Here is an 18,562-nt window from a genome sequence, read left to right as displayed (position 1 = left end):
CCTCGCCACAAAAGCCCTCATCGACAGCAGGCTTCAGGCCAACACCTCACACATCCCGATCGCCGAGCAATCGACCTGGAACGGCCCGAAAACCACGCCTTCATTCCTGATCGGTGGATTGCCGGCCAACATCCCCTGGGCACTGGCGCTTTCGATGCTGCGGGCAATGTTGTGGTTGGCTTCGATGGCCCGTGCCACCGAGCCTGCCGAGCCCTGTCCGATCCCCAGCAGGGAGGATCCGTTGGTCATGAACGCCAGGAAGGCAATGACCCAAAGTCTGTGCCCTTTCATGCGCCGGCGCCCCCTGCGAGTTCAGCCTGAGCTGAAAGGCTGACAACCAGCACCATGGCCAGGTAAAGACCGATCGCCACATAGGCGCCATGTTTGGCAGAAGTGAGAATTGTGCTGGCCATGATGTTCTCCGCAGGCATGTTTCAATGCCCACAGAATCGATCAAAAAAGCCTGGATAACCACTCAGGGTTATCCATAGTAACCATCAACTTCATTGATCATTAAGCCAGACTATTTCAGTCTTCAATAAAACTGATCAAGCGCTCGCGCGCAGCATCCGGCTCACCCGGAACAGGCTCGGCTGCCGACAAAATGGGGGTGGAATAGAGAAACAGAAGAACCAATGCCAGACGCGTCACCATGCTGCCGATCCTTGCCGTGAGGAGGAGTCAAAAAATCAGCGTCAATTTAAACGTATGGCGATGTGATATCAAGCACGACATTAATGGCAAAATGATACTGTCGCAAATACGTTATGCAGGAGCGACATCACTCTGATCGTTTCCGACACTCGGGTTTTCAACACAAGTGTCTTCGATCATCAGTGACTTCGCTCCTGCATAAAGGCAGGGGTAAACGCTCAGGCTTGGGTTTTGTGATCCAGCGCGGCGTAGAAGTTGGCGCTCTGTTGCAGGTACTTCTGGGTGTAGCTCTGGGTGTGGGCTTTTTTGTCGCTGATTTCAACGTTGGCACTGGCTGGCAGCGCAACGGTGGCAGAAATGGCGGAAGCGGCGATAACAGAGAAGATGTTGAAGTTCATGGCGGTATTCCTCGGATTCAGTTGGCTTGCTTGCCCGGTGGGGCCGTGAAGCAAACTTAACCCTCGAGGGTCCGTGCCTTGAAATGCTTTGTAGCAGTACCAGATATCAGCGCCATTGATAAAAGCAGGCAGGCCCCATCAACCGGGGCCTGCGGCTTATTGACGCAGCAGAAACCTGAGATCGCTCGGGGCGTCCATCGGCAGTTTTTGCACGGTCTTGCCCAGCAGACCAGTCTTGGCATCGCGTTCGACGACGACAATCTGGTTGCTCTTCTGGTTGGCGATCAACAGGAATCTGCCGCTCGGATCGAGGCTGAATTCCCGCGGATGATCGCCCTCCACCGCCCGACGTTGCAGCTCACTGAGGTGGCCGGTCGCCGGATCGATGGCAAACACCAACAGTTGATTGGCCGTGCCACGGTTGCTGACGTAGAGGAACTTGCCGTCAGCCGAGGCATGCAACGCCGCCGCAGCCTTGTCCGAGACCGGTTGCCCGGCAGCCAGATCGACCATCTGCGTCTGCTTGAGTTGGCCGTCGTGGTAATCGAACACCGCCACCTGGGCGCTCATTTCCATGGTCAGCCAGGCGTGTTTGCCATCGGCGCTGAACAGCAGATGACGCGGTCCGCTACCGGGCGGCAGTTGCACGAATGCCGGGGTCGCCGGAGTCAATGGTAGTTCGGGGTTGGCCTTGGGGTCGAAGCGATAGGCAAACACCTTGTCGGCGCCCAGGTCGTTTGCGAACACGTATTGGCCATCCGGCGACGGGATCGTCGAATGCACGTGGGCCGAGGCCTGGCGCTCGGGATTGACCCGGCTCGCCGGGTGGCTGCTCATCTGCACCACCGGTTTGAGCTTGCCATCGACCGCCACCGGCAATACCGCGAGGGTGCCGCCCGGGTCCTCGGCCACCGAGTAATTGCTGACAAACAGATGGCTGCCATCGGTGCTGAGGCTGGAATGGGTGGGCTCGTTGCCCAGGCTTTGTACCTGGCTGATCAGGCTCAGCGCATGGGTCTTGGGATCGATCGCGAAACTGCTGACGCGCCCTACCGGATCGGTCTGGCCCGGGCCGTTTTCGTTGACCACGAACAGGTGTCGCTGATCCTTCGACAGGGTCAGCCACGAAGGGTTTTCGCTTTTGATCACTTGCAAAGGGCTGGTATTGATCTGCCCGGTGCTGCTGTCGAAAGCCAGGCGGTAGATGCCCTGGCTTTGACCGGCGGTGTAGGAGCCCACCAGCAGTTGATAGTCATCGGCGGATGCAGCCTGAACCCCCATCGCTACGATACTGCCGGCCATCAATAGTGGCCAGAGGTTACGCATCGTCTTGGTCGTCATCATCGTTGTCGCCACCGACGACATCGCCCAGGCACACCAAACGGTGTTCACCCGAGTCACCGGTGATCAACCAGCTTTGCAGCGAGGTATCGAAGGTCGCGGCCTGGATCTGCGCCGGGGTGAACTCCCAGTGTTTGGCCGCACGGCCATCCATGCATTCAATGTGCAGGTTATCGAACTCGTCGAGGGCGAATTCGAAGGCATGCAGCCCGTCGATTTCCACCATTCCGCAGTGTTCGAGGGCATTGAGCAAGGTGTCGGTTGGGGAAGTCATGGCAATCAATCTTTGAATGGGAAAGACGCAATGATAGCTCATGCACCACCTCCCCTGTAGGAGCGAGCTTGCTCGCGATGGCGGCAGTCCAGTCGATTTAAATGTTGACTGATGTTCCGCTATCGCGAGCAAGCTCGCTCCTACAGGGATTGTGCTTGTCTGTTACAACGCCTCACGCGATGGCTGCCCATCCACCAGTCGCTGGATACGTAGCGGATTGCCGTTCTTCAGCGCATCCGGCAGCAAACTGTCCGGGTAGTTCTGAAAGCACACCGGGCGCAGGAAACGATCGATGGCCAGTGTGCCCACCGATGTACCGCGCGCATCGGACGTTGCCGGGTAAGGCCCGCCGTGGACCATCGAATCGCAGACTTCCACGCCCGTCGGATAGCCATTGAGCAGGATGCGTCCGACCTTCTGCTCAAGCAACGCCGTCAGTCCGGCAAACTGTTCGAAGTCTTCCGGCTCGCCAATGACGGTGGCGGTCAACTGGCCGTGCAGGCCATTCAAGGCGGCCAACAGTTGCGCATGATCCGCCACTTCAACCACCACCGTGGTCGGACCGAACACTTCCTCTTGCAACACTTCATCGCCATCGAGCAGCAGGCTGACATCGGCCCTGAACAATTGCGGCTGCGCCTGATTGCCCTGCTGCGGGTTCCCGGCCAGATGCTCGATCCCCGGATGCACGAGCAGTTTTTGCAAGCCCTGGCCGTAGCTGCTCAAGGTTCCGGCATTGAGCATGGTTTGCGCCGGCTGGTCACCCATCAACCCGGCCACTTGCTGCACAAAGGCGCTGAACGACGCTGAGCGAATGCCGATCACCAGACCGGGATTGGTGCAGAACTGGCCGCAGCCCTGAACCACCGACGCCGTGAGGTCGCGCGCGACGGTGTCGGCCCGCGCCTGCAACGCCTGGGGCAACACGATCACCGGGTTGATGCTCGACATCTCGGCGAACACCGGAATCGGTTGCGCACGGGCCGCGGCCATGTCGCACAAGGCCCGACCGCCCTTGAGCGAACCGGTGAAGCCCACAGCCTGAATCGCCGGATGCTTGACCAGCGCCTCGCCGACGCCCCCGCCATAGATCATGTTGAACACGCCGGCCGGCATGCCGGTTTTCTCGGCGGCGCGGATGATTGCGTCAGCCACCCGCTCAGCCGTGGCCATGTGACCGCTGTGGGCCTTGAACACCACCGGGCACCCGGCGGCCAGCGCCGATGCGGTATCGCCGCCTGCGGTAGAGAACGCCAGCGGAAAGTTGCTGGCACCGAACACCGCCACCGGCCCGAGGCCGATACGGTATTGACGCAGATCCGGGCGCGGCAACGGTTGACGCTCCGGCAATGCCCGGTCGATCCGTGCGCCGTAGAAATCACCACGCCGCAGCACTTTGGCAAACAGGCGCATCTGGCCGCTGGTGCGTCCACGCTCGCCTTGAATCCGGCCAGCGGGCAACGCCGTTTCGCGGCAGACCACCGCGACAAAATCATCACCGAGGGCATCCAGTTCATCGGCAATGGCCTCGAGAAACTGCGCCCGCCGCTCCGCGCTCAGCATGCGATAGGCCGGGTACGCAGCCGCCGCCGCGGTGGCCGCCGCATCGACTTCCTGCGCTGTCGCCTGAGAAAAATCCTGGGGCAAGGCCTCGCCCGTTGTCGCATCGAAACTCCGCAACTTGACGCTGCCAGCGGCGCTGCGTTGGCCGCCGATGTAGTTGTGACCAAGAATCCGGGTCATGGGTAAGTCCTCAAAGTGTGCCGACGGTGCCGGGTTCGAAAGCCGCTGCGACCGGTGCGATGCCATTGATCAATGGCGCGCCGAATTCGGCCTGGGTGATCTCGAACACGTCGCCCGGTTGCGTGCGAATGCCGTCGGCAAAGGACAGGGTCGCGGTGCCGAAGAAGTGAATGTGAACATCCCCCGGGCGCAGAAACTGGCTGTACTTGAAATGATGGAATTCGAGGTTGGCGAGGCTATGGCACATGTTCGCCTCGCCACTGAGAAACTCGTTCTGCCACAGCACTTCGCCGTCGCGCAGGATGCGGCTGGTACCGGCCAGATGCTGCGGCAGTTCGCCGACCCGCAGTTCCGGGCCATAGCTGCAGCTGCGCAGTTTCGAGTGGGCCAGATACAGGTAGTTCTTGCGCTCCATGACGTGATCGGAGAACTCGTTACCCACGGCAAAACCCAGGCGATACGGCTTGCCGTCGCGACCGATGACGTACAGGCCAGCGATCTCCGGCTCTTCACCGGCATCCTCGGCAAACGGCGGCAGGGGAAACGGCTGGCCCGGCCTGACGACGATGCTGCCATCGCCTTTGTAGAACCATTCCGGCTGCACACCGGCTTGATCTTCTGCCGGTTTGCCGCCCTCCACGCCCCATTTGAAGATGCGCATGGTGTCGGTCATCGCCGATTCGTCGCCACTTTGCTGGTGCATCTTGTCCCGGGCCGATGCACTGCCCAGATGGGTCAGGCCCGTGCCACTGACCAGCATGTGCGCCGGGTCCGGATGGTCCAGGGGCGGCAGGATGCGCCGTTGCGTCAGCAGTTCGGCATAGCCGTGGCTGATGCCCAGCCCCAGACTTTGCACCTGTTGCTCAAGATTGGCGCCTGCCTCGATCGCCGCCAATGCCAGATCGCGCACGGTGCGCATGTCCTGCACTTCACGGACCAGGCCTGCGTGCCGACGCTATCGCGAGCAGGCTCACTCCTACATTGGATTAGCGTGCACTTGCTGCAAATTGATCGGCTGGCAGGACGTGTTTGCGTTCCAGCAGGCGATAGACAACGCCAGTCAGAATCAGGCCAAACACCATCACCCCGGAGAGGAAATACAAGCCGGACGCAAGATTGCCGGTGTACTCCTTCAACGCGCCGATCACGAATGGACCGAGGTAACCACCGAGGTTACCCACCGAGTTGATCAAGGCGATCCCCGCCGCCGCACTGGCGCCGGCGAAGAAGCGACCCGGCAAGGTCCAGAACACCGCCGTGCAGGAGAACAATGCGAATGCCACCAGGCACAACGCCGCCAGTTGCAGCACCGGCACCGACAGCCAGGCGCTGAGGAACAGGCCAATCGCACCCAGTACGTAAAGCACGGCGAGGTGGCCGTAGCGGTCGTTCAAGCGGTCGGAACTGCGTGGAATGATCAGCAGGCCAACGATCCCGAAGATGTACGGCACTGCGGAAACGAAACCGGTCACCAGGTCGCTGCCACCGAATTGCTTGATCAAGGTCGGTAGCCACAAACCCAGACCATAGATGCTCAGGGTCACCGGCAGGTAGAACAGCGCCAGCAGCAGGACGCGCTTGTCCTTGAGGGCGTGCAGCGGGTTGCCATGGCGGGTCTGGCCGTACGCGTCCAGGTCCTTTTTCAGTTCGGTGCTCAGCCAGTCCTTTTCTGCCTGGTCCATCCACTTCACTTGTTGCGGGCCGTCCGGCAGGTAACGCAGCACCGGCCAGGTCAGCAGGATCGCCGGGCAACCGATGACGATGAACAGCCACTGCCAGCCATGCAGCCCCAACACGCCGTCCATGCCCAGCAAGCCACCGGACACCGGGCCGGTGACCATCATCGCAATGGGTTGCGACAGGATGAACAACCCGAGGATCTTGCCGCGATGGCGCACCGGGAACCATTGGGTGATGTAGTACAGAACGCCCGGGAAGAACCCGGCTTCGGCGGCGCCGAGCAAAAAGCGCATCACATAGAAGCTGTTCGGCCCCTGGACGAAGGCCATGCCGATGGTGATGGCGCCCCACGTGACCATGATCCGCGCGAACCAGCGCCGTGCGCCGAAGCGGTCGAGCATCAGGTTGCTGGGGATCTCCAGCAGGAAGTAGCCGATGAAGAACAGCCCGGCACCAAGACCGTAGGCGGCATCGCCGAGGCCGATGTCCGCGCCCATGTGCAGTTTGGCGAAGCCCACCGCGGAGCGGTCCACATAGGCGATCAGGTACAGCAGGATCAGGAAGGGAATCAGTTTCAGCGTGATGCGACGGATAAGCCGCAGTTCCTGGCTCATGAGATCGGTCTCCGATTGTTGTTGTTATGGAACCTCGGGGGACGCCTCTCGCGAAATAGTCGCCAGGGCCATCCCTCCGTTTGAGTCGACTATATAGTATTACTATTTACTCAACAACACTTCCAAACAGCGCAATTTGAGCCTATGTTACGCCTCAGCTAGAACAATATAGTCATACAATAAGAGAATCGATCATGTCTGATAAGAAACCCACCCTGCGCTCCGCCCAATGGTTTGGCACCGCCGACAAGAACGGCTTCATGTACCGCAGCTGGATGAAGAATCAGGGCATCGCCGACCACCAGTTCCATGGCAAGCCGATCATCGGCATCTGCAACACCTGGTCGGAACTGACCCCGTGCAACGCGCACTTCCGCCAGATTGCCGAGCACGTCAAACGTGGGGTGATCGAGGCCGGCGGCTTTCCAGTGGAGTTCCCGGTGTTCTCCAACGGCGAATCGAACCTGCGCCCGACCGCCATGCTCACCCGCAACCTGGCGAGCATGGATGTCGAAGAAGCCATTCGCGGCAACCCGATCGATGGCGTGGTGCTGCTGACCGGTTGCGACAAAACCACCCCGGCCTTGCTGATGGGCGCCGCCAGTTGCGACGTGCCGGCCATCGTCGTCACCGGCGGGCCGATGCTCAACGGCAAGCACAAAGGCAAGGACATCGGCTCCGGCACCGTGGTCTGGCAGCTCAGCGAACAGGTCAAGGCCGGCACCATCAGCATCGACGATTTCCTCGCGGCCGAGGGCGGCATGTCCCGCTCGGCCGGCACCTGCAACACCATGGGCACCGCCTCGACCATGGCCTGCATGGCCGAAGCGCTCGGCACTTCCCTGCCCCACAACGCGGCGATTCCGGCCGTGGATGCGCGCCGTTATGTGTTGGCGCACATGTCCGGCATGCGTGCCGTGGAGATGGTGCGCGAAGACTTGAAGCTGTCGAAGATCCTGACCAAAGAGGCCTTCGAGAACGCCATTCGCGTCAACGCCGCCATCGGCGGCTCAACCAACGCAGTGATTCATCTGAAGGCCATTGCCGGGCGCATTGGCGTGGAATTGGACCTGGATGACTGGACCCGTATCGGTCGCGGCATGCCGACCATCGTCGACCTGCAACCGTCCGGGCGCTTCCTGATGGAGGAGTTCTATTACGCCGGTGGCTTGCCGGCGGTGCTGCGTCGCCTCGGTGAAGCCAACCTGATCCCGAACCCGAATGCCTTGACCGTCAACGGCAAGTCCATCGGCGAGAACACCAGGGACGCGCCGATCTATGGCGAGGACGAAGTGATCCGCACCCTCGACAACCCGATCCGCGCCGATGGCGGCATCTGTGTGTTGCGTGGCAACCTGGCGCCACTCGGCGCGGTACTCAAGCCGTCCGCCGCCACGCCCGAACTGATGCAGCATCGCGGTCGCGCGGTGGTGTTCGAGAACTTCGACATGTACAAGGCACGGATCAACGATCCGGAACTGGACGTGGATGCCAACTCGATCCTGGTGATGAAAAACTGCGGGCCGAAGGGTTATCCAGGCATGGCCGAAGTGGGCAACATGGGCCTGCCGGCCAAGCTGCTGGCCCAGGGTGTGACCGATATGGTGCGCATTTCCGATGCGCGCATGAGCGGCACGGCATACGGCACCGTTGTGCTGCATGTCGCCCCGGAAGCCGCTGCCGGCGGACCGCTGGCCGCAGTGAAAGAAGGCGACTGGATCGAACTCGATTGCACCAGCGGCCGTTTGCACCTGGATATTCCGGACGCCGAACTGGCCGCGCGCATGGCCGATCTGCAACCGCCACAGAACCTGATCGTCGGTGGGTATCGTCAGCTGTACATCGACCATGTGCTGCAAGCGGACCAGGGTTGTGACTTCGACTTCCTGGTCGGTTGCCGCGGGGCTGAAGTGCCGCGTCATTCTCACTGATCACCACCGGCCCCTGTAGGAGCGAGCTTGCTCGCGATTGACTTGAAGGCGACGCTTGCTTCCAGACAGCACGCGTTATCGTTCACGTCCATCGTCGGAACGCCGCCCGGAGCGAGCTCGCTCCTACAGTTCTTTGCGCCGCGCCTGCTATCATGCGCGACACCTATTCGCACAGGACCGCACCGCTCCCCATGGATTACCGCAAACCCTCCGACCGCAAAAGCATGCACTCGCGCATCGTCCAGGAACTGGGCATGCAGATCGTCTCGGGACGGTTCAAACCGGACGACAAACTGCCCGCCGAAGCCCTGTTGTGCGAGGAGTACGCGGTCAGCCGGCCGGTGCTGCGCGAAGCCACGCGCGTGTTGGTCGCCAAGGGTCTTGTGTATTCCCGTCCGCGGGTCGGCACGGTGGTCAAGCAGCGTAAGGAATGGCACATGCTCGACCCGGATGTGCTGCACTGGCTGATGCAAAGTAGTCCGCAAAATGAATTCTTTGATTTGTTGACCAGTGTGCGCAGCATCATCGAACCGGCCGCCGCCGCGTTGGCCGCACAGTTCGCCACTGATGATGACATTGCCTCCATCGGTGAAGCCTACCAACGCATGGAAGCAGCGCCGACCCCGGAAGCCTTGCTGCAACCGGACCTGGATTTTCACAGCCGGATCGCCGACGCAACCCACAACGACTTGCTGGCGAACCTGTGCAACATGTTATCGGTGGCGATTGCAGAAGCACTGAAGCATTCCAATCAACGGCCGAATCTGCATGAATTGGCGCTGCCAAGGCACAAGGCGATCCTGACTGCTATCGAGAATCGAGATGCCCTCGGGGCCCGGCATGCGACGTTGGTGCAGCTCGATGATGCGCGCAGTGCATTGAATGTGGTGTTGGGTACTGATCACTCTTGACCACCGCAGAACAACTGCGAGGTTTGTCCTGAATCTCTCTGGCACATCGACTCAATCGATGTGCGGTATCTGATTACCGCACCTTTAAATAGCCCTCGTTCTACGTTGTGCAATCCAAACCATGCAAAGGATTGCACTAATGCCAATGCCCGCTTCATCACCTGCCATGTCGGACATCATTGCGCGCGCCATCAGCGCTCGATTCAGCACCCGACCGACGTTACGCTCGCAAGCCGCTCGCCTGCTCAAGGACGGCTTGCTGGAAAAATATTCGCAACTGGATTTCGACCCATACCGAACCAAAATCGCGCAGCCAATCACCAATGGCGCCTGGCGGCTCACGCTGCTACTGGATCTGGTGCTGGAATATCTGGCGAGCGGCATCCCTCCCGACTTGAACGACCAGTACGGTCGCAACTGTTTTTTGACCAACAGAGCGCCCGCACAACTTGGCATCAGCAAAACCACGTCGCGCTTGCCCGACATGCAGGTTATTGCTGGCGTCATCCGCGAGTTGCCAGACATTCTCTACATCGGTTTGCAGGAATCGTTAACGGCGTTCTGGAATGAAGATGACGAGACTGGAGGCAGCCGCTGGCAATGGCTGGGCGATCTCCTGGCCGGCATTGTGAAGACGTCCGCCGTGCGCCATTCGGCGAATAATACGTTGCAGGCCGACATCCTGACGGAACTGGCCAACAAACCAGACCGCCAGGTGCGCCTGCAAAGGCCCTGGTCGAAAGGCGCCATTGAGGCCTGTACGCTTCAAACCACGCTGACCAAAGGCAAAGTGTGCGTCTCCCTGCAGACTCCCGATCTCTTGGTGATTTGCGGTGAAACCCATCTATTGTGCAGCGTAACCGGCGACATCGAGTCCTTTCCTTCCCTGCAGGCTTTCGGTCTGGCATGGGGCGCTCGGTTTCAGCGGGACTTCAAGGTCGATACCATTACATGGAAGCGTTTTGAGCCGGACGGCAACATCTTCGATACCCAAGCCGCCCTGCTATTGAATCAGCAACTGGAAGACCTGGCAGCACTCAAACTGCCGGCCCGCCAAAGCCTGGAGGATCTGGAAAAACGCTTTGATTCGATCACCAACATGACCAGGCTGTTCATCGGCAGCCAAACCAACGCCCTGCACATTCAACCGATACAGGCAACGATCCCCGACTGGTTGCAAGCGGCAAACGCCACGGATCGTATGGCTTATCGCAAACACGTCCTGGCGCTGGCCAGCGTCAAACAGCAGACCCAAGGGCGCTCGTTTCGGGATGGCATTGATGACGTACATACGTTCGCCAAAAAAACGCTACACCGGCAGATGCTCGAAGACAAACCCCTGGCTCCCGGTTACAACGCCGATGAGCTGGAACTGACTTTCCATGTTCCCGTCGGTGATCCCGGCAGCGGTTACATCGAAACGGTCAACATGTCCCTGACAGAATTGGCAATCAAAAATCTGGCTGGCAAGCCCGAAGGCCGCACGACTATCCGTCACCTTGGGAATCAACTGGTCGAGGATTGGACCACCGAGGCCTACCTGCTGGATTTGGTGAGCCGGGTCAATGTCGGCAAGCATTACCCCGAACTGATCGACACTTTGCTGCTCGCCGATAGCGATGAGGCACGAGAGCGCCAGCGATTGTTCGAACTGGAACTGGGAGTTCAATTACCACTGCTGGCCCTCGAATACGCGATCAAAGGTGAATATGGCTTTACCCGTTTGGGCTACCGATATGTCGATGCTTTGATGAATCGCACGGCTGCCGGGCGAATGGTCGAAGAGCAAGCAATCGTCATCAGGCCACTGGCGTTTCAACGTACGGCAGACAGTGATTGCGATGTGGTCAGCAACATGTTCATCTTCGAGCCGAAAGACTTGAGTGCCGAGGGCCCTCATATCCTTTATCGGCCGCTGTACACGCCCTCTTTGCATCAATATCCCACCCGTAGCGACTTGTTCAAAGCGATCGCCCGAACCGGTCCGCTGCAAGACAGTGTATTGACCTGGCTAGCAGATCGCGCACGCCCCATCTATGCCCACAACGGTTTCAACGAGCCGCACATCGTCCATTTACATATCGGCGACGACTTCACGCCTTTCATAAAGCCCGAACCAGCGATTCTGGTGGGTAATGCGGCGGCCGGAGACTGGCTCAAGGCAGTAGAGGAAGACCGCTTGCTGGCCAGTCTGTTCATCAGTAACGCACGGGCACTGGTCGATCTGGCTGACCGGCAATCTGTATCCAATACCGAGAGCCGCTGGGCGATCATCCTCGAAGGTGGATGGCTGCTCTTCAATGCCTTGATCCTGCCTTTAAGCGGTCCGGCGATGCTGGTGGGCTGGATGCTGCAAATCACCCACAGCCTGATCAACGATCTTCCGGCACTGGACAGCGACGACGCCAAAGCCCGGAACCTGGCCTGGATCGATGTGTTGTTGAATATCGGTTTGCTGTTATTACATGTCGCACGAGAGCACGGCGCAGCGCTGTTGCCTGACGGAACCAGCAAGCAAACCCCGATCACCCTCGAACCCTTGCGCCATCCCCTGACTTCATTCTCGTTGATCGACGAGACCGTAATTACTCAGGAACCAGCGGCGTTGCCTTCCGAGCCACCGGGCAGTGGCCATGCCCTGTTGGATTTCAATGTGTCGACCGCTCGAGATTCCGCCACGGCGCAGCTGTTCAACACATTGCTGGATGTTCGGGTTCCATGGCCGACATCGCTGCCAGACCCTGTTGCAACAGGCACCTTCAAAGGGTTGTATCGAGTCGACAATCAATGGCACGCCAGCATCGCCGGTCTGCTGTTTCGGGTCAGTATCGTGCCGGGTTCAGGCGAGGTCTATCTGATCCATCCCAAGCTTGCTGATCACCCGGGAATCAAACTGAAAACCAATGGAAAGGGTCAATGGACCCTCGATCAGGGATTGAAACTGGTCGGTGGCGGGCGCCATTCAAGAATCGAAGCCCAGCGCAAAGCAACGCAAGAACGCATCAGTCTGCTGGAGCACAATTACCAAGCGTTTCTGCAACAGCAGGAACGGGTGCAAAGGGGCGTCGATTTCGCTGAAAAGCTGATGAATCAGAAAAGAGACCTTCCCGGCAGCTCTGAACAGGATCGAGCAACATTCAGGCATCTTTACAACAAGGAGCTGGACAAGCAGACCGAAACCTACGTCACGCAGATTGCCGAACTCAAGGAAATGGCCGTATTAACGAAATCTGATCCCAATTACCCAAAGCTTTGCGCCTTGTTGGAAAACAGCATCAACAATGCCCGCAAACGAATCGTCTTGGCTGACATGGAGCGTGAAGCCACCCATCGCAACTATCCCGATTTCAGCAGTGGCATTGACCAGCTCTACGCTGCTTTTGCTACTGAGGGCATTGCCATCATGGATCGATACTTCGATTTCATGCACAAAACCTCCGAAATCAACGAAACCATGATCAGGTGTTATGAAGAGGTGGATAGTCGTCTTCTGGAGTTGAAACAAATCCCACGCCTGGGTGCCGAGTCTTGGCAGCGACTGACCCACAACAGACCGGAAAACGAACTCACGGCGTTGAGAGTCAAGTCTTACCAGTTGGTTATCTTGCGGATCCTCAGTACCAGGAATTTGGGGACGCAAACCGCGACAGCCTTGGAAGACGCCGTTAATCCAATACTGCTGTTGTCCCGCTCTCACGATGAACTGCAAAGTTCACACATCTATGAAAGTGGCGATCGTATTGCCGTGCTGGATAACCTGGTTAATCACTACAGCAAGGCACTGGACGGGCTTGAGAGTATCGGCATCTTCGATGCTGACGAGTTGCAATCAACCGCCTTCAATCGTCTGCGGGAGCTCATCAATGAACTGCGCGTCGATGCCGAACAACGTCTGGCCGCCGAATTGCAGAGCCAGCCGCTACCTGATGAATCCGCTTCATCTGCCGTCGGCAGCAGCAAGCCAGCGATCAACCGTCCTTCATGGGCCGGTCGAAAGAGGGTCATCAAAACCGCAAAGGGTACATTGATCGGCGATATCCGCCCTCGCGTGGCCAACCAGGGCGCAGACATTGTCGACATCAACGGTCCGCTGGAAGACAGACCATTGACCTCTTTCCACGAACATGAACCGAATGTCTGGGTAGAAATCGTCAAGCCCAGGCAACCAGCACCCCAAGTACCCTCGCGTCCCTACTCGCAACTCAAAGGCGATGCCCGCAAGGCGATGGCCAACGTGGACAAGCAGGTGACGAAGATCGAAAGCTACGCTCAGCGCGCGAGCTCTCCCAAGGAAATTGAAGAGCAATTGCAACGGGAGGCTCAAAAACTCACCGGGTATGCCGACCGTCTGGAACACCATGAAAACGCCCCGGTTAACAAGGAGCAGGACTTCACGCTCATCAACGGGCTACGGGACACGGCTCGCACCCTCGACACCAAGGCAACAGAACTTCGCACGCGTATGACCCTGGCCCGGCCACCGAGCAGCGAGAGTGTCGAATATTTGCTACAGCGCAAGGCAGTTTTCGCTCGAATCAGCGGCAGCCGGGTTCAACTGAAAACCGGACGGCGAGACTTCATGCAGGAATACGTCCTGCTCAATGAACACAATCAAGCCTGGTCGTACGCGCATTTTCACTATGCCAATGTGGATGACGCCAAGGCTGACTACACCCGAGCCCATCTAAAAACCAAAGAACAACAATTTGATACGTACGAATCGGCGATGGCCAAGGCCAAAGATCCGAAACAGAAAATCGATATTCATCGCGGCATCATCAGCAGAGAACAAGCCAACAGCGTATTTCTGCCCCTGGAACCGCGCTGATACGCCCCCATAAGAAAAGCCGCAACTTCAGGTTGCGGCTTTTGAGACCGTCCAGGGCTCAGTGAGCGAACAACGAATTGCCCTTCTGCCCCGCCAGCCTCGAAGGTTTGATCAGGAACCGCGCCAGTGCCGGCAACAGCCACAGCGCACCGAACATGTTCCACAACAGCATGAAGGTCAACATCAGCCCCATGTCGGCCTGGAACTTGATGGCCGAGAAGATCCAGGTGCACACGCCGATGGCCAGGCACAGACCGGTGAACAGCACCGCCTTACCGGTGGACTTCAGCGTCTGGTAGTACGCTTCTTGCAGCGGCAGGCCGGCACGCAGGAAGCTTTCCAGACGGCTGTAGATGTAGATACCGTAGTCCACGCCGATCCCCACCCCGAGCGCCACGACCGGCAGGGTCGCCACTTTCACGCCGATGCCCATGAAGGCCATCAGGGCGTTGCCGAGTACCGAGGTCAGCACCAGTGGCAGCACGATGCACAAGGTCGCCGCCCACGAGCGGAAGGTGATCATGCACATGACCGCCACGCAGATGTACACCAGGATCAGGATGGTCAGCTCGGACTTCTTGATCACCTCGTTGGTGGCCGCCTCGATCCCGGCGTTACCGGCAGCGAGGATGAACTCCAGGCCTTCCTTGTTGTTCTCCTTGGCGAACGCCTGCACCGCATGTACCGCGCGATCCAGGGTCTCGGCCTTGTGATCGTTGAGGAACACCAGCACCGGCGCCAGGGAGCAGCTGTTGTTGTACAGGCCGTCAGCGCGGGCAATGGAGTTGTTCAGCACATCAGGGTTACGCGACAGGGTTTCCCATTTCAGGTTGCCCTCGTTCATGCCCTTGATCATCTGCTTGGACACGGTCACCAGGGAAATCGCCGACTGCACGCCCTCGGTGTTCTGCATCTTCCACATCAGCTCGTCGATCGGCGCCATGGCTTCATAGCGCGAGCAGCCTTCGGCCTTGGTCTTGACCATCACCACCAGCACATCGGAGCTGGTGGAGTAGTTGTTGATGATGAAGTTGTTGTCCTTGTTGTAGCGCGAGTCCGGACGCAGCTCCGGGGCACCCTGGTCGAGGTCGCCGATTTTCAGGTTCTGGCTGTACCACAGGCCGCCGCCAAAGGCGATCAACGCCAGCAGGATGGACACCGGTGCAACTTTGGCGCTGGCGAAATTCGCCAGCAGGCGCCAGAACGGGTGTTCGCGCACAGCGTCTTTCTTGCTGCGCTCGACCGCACGCTTGCTGATGCCGACATAGGAAATCGCCACCGGCAGCAGGATCAGGTTGGTGAACACGATCACCGCCACACCGATGGATGCGCCGATGGCCAGTTCACGGATCACGCCGATATCGATGATCAGCAGCGTGATGAAACCCACGGCATCGGCGAGGATCGCGATCATCCCCGGCAGGAACAATTGACGGAAAGTACGGCGCGCGGCCGTCAGGGCGTTGTCCGCCTCGCTCGATTGCAAGGCGATCCCGTTGATTTTCTGCACGCCGTGGGAAATACCGATGGCGAAGATCAGGAACGGCACCAGCATCGAATAGGGGTCGAGCCCGAAGCCGAAAAAGTGCATCAGGCCCAGTTGCCAGACCACCGCCACCAGCGTCGTGCTCAACACGGCGACGGTACTGCGCAGGCAGTTGGTGAACCACAGCAGGAGGATCAGGGTGATGACGAAGGCGATGCCGAAGAACATCACCACCATCACCAGGCCATCGATCAGGTCACCGACTTTCTTGGCGAAACCGACGATGTGGATCTTCACATTCGGGTTCTGCGCTTCGAACTTGGTGCGGATCTTGTCCTCAAGCTCGTGGGAGAACTGGCGATAGTCCAGCGCCAGCAGCTTGCCCTGGTCCTGCGGGTCCGGGTAGGACTCCAGCAACGGAATGTCGACGATGCTCGACTTGAAGTCGTTGGACACCAGGCGCCCGACCTGGCCGGACTTGAGCACGTTGTTGCGCAGCAAATCGAGGCTGGCCTGGGAGCCGTTGTAGCTCTGCGGAATCACTTCACCACCGGCGAAGCCCTCTTCCGTCACTTCGGTCCAGCGAACGCTCGGGCTCCACAGCGACTTGAGGCCGGAACGGTCGACACCAGAAATGTAGAACACCTCATCGTTGATCTGACGCAGGGTCTCCATGTACTCCTTGGAGAAGATGTCGCCATTGGTGGCCTCCACCGAGATCCGTACGGTGTTACCCAGGTTCGCCAGATCGTTGCGGTGCTCCATCATCTTCTGGATGAAGGGATGCTCTAGCGGGATCATTTTTTCGAAGCTGGTGGACGGACGGATCAGCGTCGCCTGCCAGAACAGGAAAATACTGACCAGCAGACAGATCGTGATCACTGCCGGGCGGTTGTTGAAGATCAGGCGCTCGAGGAACGTCGCCTTGTCCTGGTGATGAGAACTCAAGGAAGTCATAGCTCCGCCTTCTTATTATTAACCCGGCTCATTTGCCCGACTCGGTACCGTTGGGCGAAGTGACGCGAACGCCGCCCTGCCCGGCCAGAACCAAATTGCCATTGCCTGCCGCAGTCACTGCCGAGACCGAAATACGGTCCGCACGGTTGACCACTTTGAAGGTTTCGCCATTGTCGCTGCTGCGGATCACCGAGCCGCCGTTGCCGACAATCACGATGGAACCGTCGTCGAGCAGCGTGCCGCCGGACAGCCCGAACTCCAGGTCGCCACGTTCAGCCTTGAGCTCGACTTGCTCCCAGGTGGTGCCGAAGTCCGTGGAACGGTAAAGGTTGCCACGCAAGCCGTAGGCCAGCAGCGTATTGGGCTGCGCCGTGCCGATCACGCCGAACAGCGAGCCTTCGTACGGACCTTCGAGCTTTTCCCAGGTATGGCCCCAGTCCGCGGAGCGAAACATGCTGCCCTGCTCGCCGACGATGAACAGCCCGGCGTCCTTGACCGCGGCAATCGCGTTCAGGTGGTACTGGTCTTCATTGTCCAGGCGGTCGCTGGCGTCTTCCCAATGCTTGCCACCGTCGGTGGTTTCCATCAGCGAGCCGTAGGCGCCCACGGCAAAGCCGCTGTCGACATCCTTGAACCAGACATCGAGCAGCGGCGATTCGCGTTTCAGATCTTCGAATTGCCTGGTCCAGGTAGCACCGCCGTCCTCGCTGGCGAGGATCTGTGCGTCATGACCGACGGCCCAGCCGTGTTTGTCATCGACAAAGAACACTGACGTCAGCAGGGCCCGGGTCGGGACCTTGGCCTGGGTCCAGGTGGCGCCCTGGTCATCGGAATACAGGATGTGCCCACGATCCCCGACCGCCACCAGGCGCTTGCCGGCATGGACGACATCGAGCATCAGGCTTTTGGCGGCCTTGGCCGATTCAATGGAATAAACAACATCGGATGCTGGCGCCGCCGCGGCCAGCGCAGATGCCGACAGCATGGCAGAGCCCAACAGCGAGAGCGCTGTAGCCAGCAACGCGAATTTGCGCAGTGCCGGCGGGCGGCAGATACCCACACCCATGACAGGCTCACTCATAGACCTTCTCCCATTATTATTGTTAGGTCGTTCAACCTTTCTGGGCGTCGCAAGGGTGCGTGTCTGGACCGGCTGTTTCAGAGCATAGTCCTGAAACCCGCAATCCAGAGCCCCTTCGGAAGCTGGCTTATCCTATCGGTGTTTTTTAATGTCTGACAATCGACGCCACGTTATGTTTTGTTAACCGGGGGGATGGGGGGTTGTTCTGAATGGTTGGGTATCAGGTGGGGTGATTGCGGTTTGTTGTTTGATGTTTGGTGTACATATCCGTTGCTGCGGTAACGGCGGCTTATGGTTCCGCTCTTACAGCGGGTCACTTTGGAAGAGCGCCAAAGTAACCAAAACGCTTTGCCCCTGACATTCGGTGCCTCGCCTCGGCTCGGCATGCCCTCGCTCCGGTCCTGCTCCGTGGGCCCGCCGCCATCGGCCATCCATGGCCCAGAGTGTGTAAAAACTGGTTCAAACATCGTCGACACTAGCGCCGACGATGTTTGGCTGGCTAACTACACCTAAAGCGCTCTTCGTAGCTCCAGCCCGCTTTTAATGCCACCAGTAACGCTTCTCAGCTCGTCCATCGGGCAAAACAGAAGGCTTTTCAGGCCGCCAGCGCTTTCATCAGATTCTGCGTACCGAGGATTTTCATCACTCGCTTCAAGTTGAGTTG

The 18,562-nt window shown here is 59.0% G+C and carries 13 protein-coding genes and 1 pseudogene; 3 read left to right on the top strand and 11 right to left on the bottom strand.

Features of this window, described 5'->3' with window-relative positions:
• Positions 1–33 precede the first annotated feature (33 nt).
• From AC1DXW_RS11705 to AC1DXW_RS11665, 9 genes and pseudogenes are all read right to left on the bottom strand, one after another.
• Entirely contained in the window at positions 34–291 is a 258-nt protein-coding gene (locus AC1DXW_RS11705; protein ID WP_477754135.1) for a hypothetical protein, read from the bottom strand.
• Positions 288–413 (bottom strand): hypothetical protein, encoded by a 126-nt coding sequence (locus AC1DXW_RS11700; RefSeq protein WP_477754144.1) that lies wholly within the window; start codon positions 411–413, stop codon positions 288–290. Before AC1DXW_RS11700 ends, AC1DXW_RS11705 begins: the two co-directional genes overlap by 4 nt.
• 115 nt (positions 414–528) lie before the next feature.
• A complete protein-coding gene (locus AC1DXW_RS11695; RefSeq protein ID WP_263287176.1) occupies positions 529–654 on the bottom strand; it encodes a hypothetical protein in 126 nt (41 codons plus the stop codon).
• A 218-nt stretch (positions 655–872) separates the two neighbouring features.
• A complete protein-coding gene (locus AC1DXW_RS11690) occupies positions 873–1,052 on the bottom strand; it encodes a hypothetical protein (protein WP_007979950.1) in 180 nt (59 codons plus the stop codon).
• 156 nt (positions 1,053–1,208) lie between these two features.
• Positions 1,209–2,378, bottom strand: a complete 1,170-nt coding sequence (locus AC1DXW_RS11685; RefSeq protein ID WP_477754143.1) for a lactonase family protein — start codon at positions 2,376–2,378, stop codon at positions 1,209–1,211.
• Positions 2,371–2,709, bottom strand: a complete 339-nt coding sequence (locus tag AC1DXW_RS11680; protein WP_477754134.1) for a DUF5629 family protein — start codon at positions 2,707–2,709, stop codon at positions 2,371–2,373. The genes AC1DXW_RS11685 and AC1DXW_RS11680 overlap by 8 nt, the downstream gene beginning before the upstream one ends.
• 120 nt (positions 2,710–2,829) lie before the next feature.
• Positions 2,830–4,410: an aldehyde dehydrogenase (NADP(+)) gene (locus AC1DXW_RS11675; RefSeq protein ID WP_477754133.1), complete on the bottom strand. Its 1,581-nt coding sequence runs from the start codon at positions 4,408–4,410 to the stop codon at positions 2,830–2,832.
• A gap of 10 nt (positions 4,411–4,420) precedes the next feature.
• Positions 4,421–5,347: pseudogene (gene araD1, locus AC1DXW_RS11670) on the bottom strand (AraD1 family protein); the annotation flags it as partial.
• Positions 5,348–5,396: 49 nt separating this feature from the next.
• Positions 5,397–6,704 (bottom strand): MFS transporter, encoded by a 1,308-nt coding sequence (locus AC1DXW_RS11665; protein ID WP_477760025.1) that lies wholly within the window; start codon positions 6,702–6,704, stop codon positions 5,397–5,399.
• Positions 6,705–6,898: 194 nt separating this feature from the next.
• On the opposite strand from AC1DXW_RS11665, the gene AC1DXW_RS11660 reads away from it, so the two are divergent.
• From AC1DXW_RS11660 to AC1DXW_RS11650, 3 genes are all read left to right on the top strand, one after another.
• Complete coding sequence (locus tag AC1DXW_RS11660) at positions 6,899–8,635, top strand: IlvD/Edd family dehydratase (protein ID WP_477754130.1); 1,737 nt, start codon at positions 6,899–6,901, stop codon at positions 8,633–8,635.
• A 191-nt stretch (positions 8,636–8,826) separates the two neighbouring features.
• Positions 8,827–9,546, top strand: a complete 720-nt coding sequence (locus tag AC1DXW_RS11655; protein WP_477754129.1) for a FadR/GntR family transcriptional regulator — start codon at positions 8,827–8,829, stop codon at positions 9,544–9,546.
• Between the two features lie 139 nt (positions 9,547–9,685).
• A complete protein-coding gene (locus tag AC1DXW_RS11650) occupies positions 9,686–14,374 on the top strand; it encodes a dermonecrotic toxin domain-containing protein (RefSeq protein WP_477760024.1) in 4,689 nt (1,562 codons plus the stop codon).
• Positions 14,375–14,432: 58 nt separating this feature from the next.
• Here AC1DXW_RS11650 and AC1DXW_RS11645 read toward each other — a convergent pair whose 3' ends face one another.
• Complete coding sequence (locus AC1DXW_RS11645) at positions 14,433–16,817, bottom strand: efflux RND transporter permease subunit (RefSeq protein WP_477760023.1); 2,385 nt, start codon at positions 16,815–16,817, stop codon at positions 14,433–14,435.
• 28 nt (positions 16,818–16,845) lie between these two features.
• On the bottom strand, positions 16,846–17,898 hold the full coding sequence (locus AC1DXW_RS11640; protein WP_477760022.1) for a WD40/YVTN/BNR-like repeat-containing protein: 1,053 nt from the start codon (positions 17,896–17,898) through the stop codon (positions 16,846–16,848).
• Positions 17,899–18,562: the final 664 nt, after the last annotated feature.

Source organism: Pseudomonas sp. P4_C4 (assembly GCF_056402055.1).
This window is presented reverse-complemented; position numbering and strand designations above follow the sequence as displayed.

Bases quoted from the DNA above. Each gene is read 5' to 3' on its own strand.
- AC1DXW_RS11660 (WP_477754130.1), top strand. From the start codon at position 6,899: ATGTCTGATAAGAAACCCACCCTGCGCTCCGCCCAATGGTTTGGCACC.
- AC1DXW_RS11705 (WP_477754135.1), bottom strand. From the start codon at position 291: ATGAAAGGGCACAGACTTTGGGTCATTGCCTTCCTGGCGTTCATGACC.
- AC1DXW_RS11685 (WP_477754143.1), bottom strand. From the start codon at position 2,378: ATGCGTAACCTCTGGCCACTATTGATGGCCGGCAGTATCGTAGCGATG.
- AC1DXW_RS11645 (WP_477760023.1), bottom strand. From the start codon at position 16,817: ATGACTTCCTTGAGTTCTCATCACCAGGACAAGGCGACGTTCCTCGAG.
- AC1DXW_RS11680 (WP_477754134.1), bottom strand. From the start codon at position 2,709: ATGAGCTATCATTGCGTCTTTCCCATTCAAAGATTGATTGCCATGACT.
- AC1DXW_RS11655 (WP_477754129.1), top strand. From the start codon at position 8,827: ATGGATTACCGCAAACCCTCCGACCGCAAAAGCATGCACTCGCGCATC.
- AC1DXW_RS11665 (WP_477760025.1), bottom strand. From the start codon at position 6,704: ATGAGCCAGGAACTGCGGCTTATCCGTCGCATCACGCTGAAACTGATT.
- AC1DXW_RS11640 (WP_477760022.1), bottom strand. From the start codon at position 17,898: ATGAGTGAGCCTGTCATGGGTGTGGGTATCTGCCGCCCGCCGGCACTG.
- AC1DXW_RS11690 (WP_007979950.1), bottom strand. From the start codon at position 1,052: ATGAACTTCAACATCTTCTCTGTTATCGCCGCTTCCGCCATTTCTGCC.
- AC1DXW_RS11650 (WP_477760024.1), top strand. From the start codon at position 9,686: ATGCCAATGCCCGCTTCATCACCTGCCATGTCGGACATCATTGCGCGC.
- AC1DXW_RS11700 (WP_477754144.1), bottom strand. From the start codon at position 413: ATGGCCAGCACAATTCTCACTTCTGCCAAACATGGCGCCTATGTGGCG.
- AC1DXW_RS11675 (WP_477754133.1), bottom strand. From the start codon at position 4,410: ATGACCCGGATTCTTGGTCACAACTACATCGGCGGCCAACGCAGCGCC.
- AC1DXW_RS11695 (WP_263287176.1), bottom strand. From the start codon at position 654: ATGGTGACGCGTCTGGCATTGGTTCTTCTGTTTCTCTATTCCACCCCC.